Consider the following 6,053-nt stretch of genomic DNA (forward strand, 5'->3'; position numbering starts at 1 on the left):
TTGCTTGCATGCGCTTGTAACGCTGATTCATAGAGACATCGCTAATGAAACTTCATTCACGTTTTCCGCGCCTGGCCTTGCTGCCGCAAGGCCTGCGCGGAATGTTCAACCTGAACGATCCTCGCTGGGGGCGGGGTGATGATGGCAAGGACGACAGCAGCAATGCAGGTCAAGAGCCTTCCCGTCCGCCCTACAACCCACCCGAGCAAAACAACCGGCCCAACGCCCAGCGACCCAGCACCAATGGTGCGCCGGATCTGGACGAGCTGTGGCAGGACCTGAACAAGAAGCTCGGTGGTCTGTTCGGCGGTGGCAAAGGCGGTGGCTCGGGACGAGGCAATGCCAGCCAGCCGCCAGAGTTCAAGGGCGCCGGTGTCGGCCTGGGCCTGATCGTGGGTGTCGCTGCGCTGATCTGGCTGGGCACCGGCTTTTTCATCGTGCAGGAAGGCCAGCAGGCGGTCATCACGCAGTTCGGCAAGTACCACAAGACTGTCAATGCCGGTATCAACTGGCGCCTGCCGTACCCGGTTCAGCGCCATGAGCTGGTCTATGTCTCGCAGATCCGCTCTGCCGATGTGGGCCGCGACAGCATCATCAAGACCACCGGCCTGCGCGAATCGGCGATGCTGACCGAAGACGAGAACATCGTCGAGATCAAGTTTGCCGTGCAATACCGCCTGAGCGATGCCCGAGCCTGGCTGTTCGAGAGCAAGGCGCCTGCAGACACCGTCATCCAGGTGGCTGAAACCGCTGTGCGTGAGGTGGTCGGCAAGATGAAGATGGACGCCGCACTGGCGGAAGAGCGCGACCAGATTGCGCCCCGTGTGCGCGAGCTGATGCAGGTGATTCTGGATCGCTACAAGATTGGTGTCGAAGTCGTCGGCGTGAATCTGCAGCAAGGTGGCGTGCGTCCGCCGGAGCAGGTGCAGGCGGCATTCGACGATGTGCTCAAGGCCGGTCAGGAGCGTGAGCGCACCAAGAACCAGGCCGAAGCCTATGCCAACGATGTGGTGCCACGTGCCACCGGTACGGCTTCGCGTCTGATGGAAGAGGCTGCGGCGTACAAGGCGCGGATCGTGGCACAGGCGCAGGGTGATGCCCAGCGTTTCTCGTCGATCTATGCCGAGTACCAGAAGGCGCCGGTGGTCACGCGTGACCGTCTGTACCTGGAGACCATGCAACAGGTCTACAGCAATGTGACCAAGGTGGTGGTCGATTCCAAGCAAGGCTCCAACCTGCTGTACCTGCCGCTGGACAAGATCATGCAACAGACCCAGGGCGGGGCTGCCGCAGGCGATGCTGCTGCCAGCTCGAACGCGTCCACGACCAGCGCACCTGCACCCGCACCATCGGTGCCCGATGCCCGTGCCCGTGATACCAGCCGTACCCGTGACCGCGAGTCGCGCTAGGAGTGATTTGTGAATCGAATGGGATTTTTAGCTTCAACCGTCCTGGTGGTGCTGGCGCTGCTCAGCTCCACCGTGTTTGTGGTCGATCAGCGGCAGTTCGGCATCAAGTATGCACTCGGCCAGATCAAGGAAGTCATCACGGAGCCGGGCTTGAACTTCAAGCTGCCGCCGCCGCTGCAGAACGTGACCTACTTGGACAAGCGCCTGCTGACCTTGGACAGTACCGACACCGAATCGATGCTGACTGCTGAAAAGCAGCGTGTGGTGATCGACTGGTATGTGCGCTGGCGCATCACCGACCCATCGGCCTATATCCGCAATGTGGGTACGACCGAAGGCCAGGGCGCGATCCAGCTCAACCGTGTGGTGCGCAATGCTTTCCAGGAGGAAGTCAACCGCCGTACCGTGCAGGACATGATCTCCGGCAAGCGCGAGCAGACGATGGCTGACGTCAAGCGTGAAGTGCTCGAAGCCGTCAAGGGCAGCAAGCCCTGGGGTATCGACATTGTCGACGTGCGCATCACGCGTGTCGACTATGTGGAGGCCATCACCGAATCGGTCTACAGCCGTATGGAAGCCGAGCGCAAGCGCGTGGCCAATGAGCTGCGCTCTACCGGTGGCGCCGTGGGTGAAAAGATCCGCGCCGATGCCGATCGCCAGCGCGAAGTGACCGTGGCCAATGCCTACCGGGATGCCCAGGCCCTGAAGGGCGAGGGCGATGCCGAAGCGGCCAAGGTCTATGCCGACGCGTTTGGCAAAGACCCGCAGTTCGCGCAGTTCTACCGCAGCCTGGAGGCCTACAAGTCCAGCTTCAACAAGAAGTCGGACGTGATCGTCGTCGATCCATCGTCTTCGGACTTCTTCAAGGGCTATCGCTCGTCAGGCTCCAAGTAAGCACGGCATAGCGCCTTCATCAAGCCACTTTGCATTCGCAAAGTGGCTTTTTTCATTGGGGTTTCTTATAGCACCCCGAGGAGCTCAGCCGGGTAATGGCCGCAAAGGCGCAGTGCCGAGAGCAGGAAATGCGGATCGCCTGCTGTCATCCCTGTAGAATCACGTTTTTAACAGCCCTCCCAATTCCCCATGTCTGCTTGGATCCTTCCGGATCACATTGCCGATGTGCTGCCTTCTGAAGCGCGACACATCGAAGAGCTTCGGCGTGGCCTGCTCGACACGGCTTGTGCTTACGGCTACGAACTGGTGATGCCTCCGCTGCTGGAGCATCTGGACTCTCTGTTATCCGGATCCGGCGAAGCGCTGGATCTGCTGACGTTCAAGCTCGTGGACCAGCTATCGGGCCGCACCCTGGGCATTCGCCCTGACACCACCCAACAAGTCGCGCGCATCGACGCCCATTTGCTCAACCGCAAGGGTGTCACGCGTCTGTGCTACTGCGGACCGGTGCTGCATGCCAAGCCCGACCGTCCCCATGCCACCCGCGAGCCTTTGCAGTTCGGTGCCGAAATCTACGGCCATGCAGGGGTGGAGGCGGATGTGGAGGTGATTGCGCTGGCGACCCAGTCGCTGCGCGTCGCCCAGCTGCATGACTTCTCCGTGGATCTGGCCGATGTGCGCATCGTTCAGCGTCTGCTCGCCGGCCTGTTGGTGGATCTGCCGACCCTGCGCCGCGTGCATGCGGCGCTCGCGGTCAAGGATGCGTCCGAGCTTGCCTCGCTGACCCGCGATTTCCCGCAGGCACAGCGTGATGGTTTGCGCGCCTTGCTCCACCTGTACGGCGATGTGGAGGTGCTGGCCGAGGCTGAAAAGGCGCTGGCGGCCATCCCGGGTGTAGCACCCATTCTGGCCGACCTGCGCCAGTTGGCCAGCCGCATCGACAGCCCGGCCGTCACGTTTGACCTGGCCGATCTGCGTGGCTACTCGTACTACAGCGGCATGCGCTTTGCGATCTATGCGCAAGGGGTGACCGACGCGCTGGTGCGTGGTGGCCGCTATGACGAAGTGGGCGCTGCTTTTGGCCGCAGCCGTCCCGCTGTCGGTTTCAGTCTCGATATCAAGCAGCTGGTGCCGGTGGTCGAGCCGCGTCCGCTGAAGGCCGCAATCCGTGCGCCCTGGGTGGACCGCCACGACATGCGTGAGGTCATCGCCCGCCTGCGCCAGACCGGCGAAACCGTGGTCTGCGCGTTGCCGGGGCATGACGATGAAGTCGACGAATTCAATTGCGACCGCGAACTGGCCGAAGTAGATGGCCAGTGGATCGTGCGCAGCATTTAACCGTATTTTGTTCTTGGATGGGAAAAGACATGGCTATCTCCAAAGGTCGCAACGTTGTTGTGGTTGGCACTCAATGGGGTGACGAAGGCAAGGGTAAGTTGGTCGATTGGCTGACGGAGAGCGCACAAGGTGTGGTGCGCTTCCAGGGCGGCCACAATGCGGGCCACACCCTCGTCATCAATGGCGTGAAGACGGCACTGCATCTGATCCCCAGCGGCATCATGCGGCCCGGCGTCAAGTGCTTCATTGGCAACGGTGTAGTGTTGTCGGTGGGCAAGCTGTTTGAAGAAATCGAAGGCCTGGAGAAGGCCGGCGTTCAGGTCCGTGATCGTCTGCGTGTGTCCGAAGCCTGCCCGCTGATCCTGCCTTTCCACCAAGCGCTGGATGTGGCCCGTGAGGCAGCCCGTGAACAAGGCGGTGTGCAAAAGATTGGCACTACCGGCAAGGGCATTGGCCCCGCCTACGAAGACAAGATTGCCCGCCGTGCACTGCGTGTGCAGGACCTCAAGCACCCAGAGCGTTTTGCCACCAAACTGCGCGAACTGCTGAATCTGCACAACCATATTCTGGTGAGCGTGCTGGGTTCGCAGAAATTTGACTTCGGTCCGCAACTGGCTCCGTACATGAAGAATGGCGAGATCCAGTTCGATGCCGTCTACAACGAAGCGATGCAACACGCCGAGCTGATCAAGCCGATGATTGCCGATGTGTCGTTCGAGCTGAACCAACTGCACGCCGAAGGCAGCAACCTGCTGTTCGAGGGCGCGCAAGGCTCCCTGCTGGATGTGGACCATGGCACCTACCCCTATGTGACCTCGTCCAACTGCGTGGCTGGCAATGCCGCCGCCGGTGCGGGCGTCGGCCCGGGCCTGCTGCACTATGTGCTGGGCATCACTAAGGCGTACTGCACCCGTGTCGGCGGTGGTCCCTTCCCGACTGAGCTGGAATGGCAAAAGGAAGGTACGCCAGGCTGGGTGATGAGCACCGTGGGCGCGGAGAAGGGCGTCACCACCGGTCGCTATCGCCGCTGCGGCTGGTTTGATGCAGCGTTGCTCAAGCGCTCCGCCCAGATCAACGGCCTGTCCGGTCTGTGCATCACCAAGCTGGATGTGCTTGACGGCATCGAAGAGCTCCAACTGTGCGTGGGCTATGAGCTCGACGGCGAACGCATCGACCTGCTGCCACTGGGTGCAGACGACATCGAGCGTTGCAAACCCATCTATGAAGCCATCCCCGGCTGGACCGACACGACCGTGGGCGTCACCGAATACGACAAGCTGCCGGTCAATGCGCGCCGTTATCTGGACCGCATTGCCGAAGTCACCGGCGTGCCGATCGCCGTCGTCTCGACCAGCCCCGATCGCGACCACACGATCCTGATGCACAACCCTTACCAGGCCTGAGCCCTGGTTGCTACTTTTGATTGAGGAAACCCATGCTTACTGAAGACGGCAAGCACCTGTATGTCAGCTACGACGAATACCATGGACTGATTGAAAAACTGGCCATTAAGATTCACCAATCCGGCTGGGAATTCGACACCATCCTGTGCCTGGCGCGTGGAGGCATGCGTCCTGGCGACATCCTGAGCCGTATTTTTGACAAGCCCCTGGCCATCATGTCGACCAGTTCCTACCGCGCCGAGGCCGGCACGCAGCAGGGGCATCTCGATATCGCGCGCTTCATCACCACGCCCAAGGGCGAAATCGCAGGGCGCGTGTTGCTGGTGGATGACCTGGCGGACTCGGGCCACACGCTCAAGGCCGTGATCAACATGCTCAAGAACAACTACGCGCCCATCACCGAGCTGCGCAGTGCGGTGATCTGGACCAAGGGTGTCTCCACCTTCACCCCGGATTACTCGGTGGATTTCCTGGCAACCAACCCCTGGATCCACCAGCCATTCGAAGGCTACGACACGTTGCGCCCGGAGAAGCTCCTGGAGAAGTGGAAGGTCTGAGCCGCCTCTGCAGTTGAAAAAAATTGCAATTCCGTGAAGTGCTGTCGGAAAACGCCTATACAATAGCGTCCATCGACAGCACGATGCCTTGCAAAGCTGCCAGACTCGAAAGAGGGCGGTTCGCAAGGTTTGTTTTTTTGAGGTGCTGACAAGGGGCTGGCGGAGACGCTGAAAACTTTGTCAAACAGTTCAAAAAGCTGTGCTACAATACAAGGCTTCGCTGATCGCGGCGAAGGCAATCCAAGGGTCAAGACTCTTGGGTCAGGTCTTTAAAAATTAACAGCCGATAAGCGTGGGCGTTTGGTGGCGATTGCCATATGTTCTTCGGAGCAAAACAAGCGCTCACAAAAACAGTAATGAAGAAGATTTATCTTCTGATTTCCGTCAAGTGAGTGAGTAGTCGAGAGACTTTAAATTCAAGATCGAACTATAGAGTTTGATCCTGGCTCAGA

Annotated in this window: 5 protein-coding genes; all 5 read left to right on the forward strand. The window is 60.1% G+C overall.

What is annotated here, in order from left to right; translation table 11 throughout:
- Positions 1-44: 44 nt before the first annotated feature.
- The 5 genes from hflK (at position 45) to ACCQ08_RS09600 (ending at position 5,601) form a co-directional block, all read left to right on the forward strand.
- Complete coding sequence (hflK, locus tag ACCQ08_RS09580) at positions 45-1,409, forward strand: FtsH protease activity modulator HflK (protein WP_239812395.1); 1,365 nt, start codon at positions 45-47, stop codon at positions 1,407-1,409.
- A gap of 9 nt (positions 1,410-1,418) precedes the next feature.
- Positions 1,419-2,303, forward strand: a complete 885-nt coding sequence (gene hflC / locus ACCQ08_RS09585) for a protease modulator HflC (RefSeq protein WP_230776001.1) — start codon at positions 1,419-1,421, stop codon at positions 2,301-2,303.
- 189 nt (positions 2,304-2,492) lie between these two features.
- The gene (locus ACCQ08_RS09590) at positions 2,493-3,641 is read left to right on the forward strand and encodes an ATP phosphoribosyltransferase regulatory subunit (RefSeq protein WP_239812394.1); all 1,149 of its coding nucleotides are present in this window, start codon (positions 2,493-2,495) and stop codon (positions 3,639-3,641) included.
- A 29-nt stretch (positions 3,642-3,670) separates the two neighbouring features.
- On the forward strand, positions 3,671-5,044 hold the full coding sequence (locus ACCQ08_RS09595; protein ID WP_373449629.1) for an adenylosuccinate synthase: 1,374 nt from the start codon (positions 3,671-3,673) through the stop codon (positions 5,042-5,044).
- 32 nt (positions 5,045-5,076) lie between these two features.
- Positions 5,077-5,601, forward strand: a complete 525-nt coding sequence (locus ACCQ08_RS09600; protein ID WP_239812392.1) for a phosphoribosyltransferase — start codon at positions 5,077-5,079, stop codon at positions 5,599-5,601.
- Positions 5,602-6,053 lie beyond the last annotated feature (452 nt).

Source organism: Comamonas sp. SY3, assembly GCF_041730275.1.
In the GTDB taxonomy this organism is placed as follows: Bacteria; Pseudomonadota; Gammaproteobacteria; order Burkholderiales; family Burkholderiaceae_C; genus Comamonas; species Comamonas sediminis.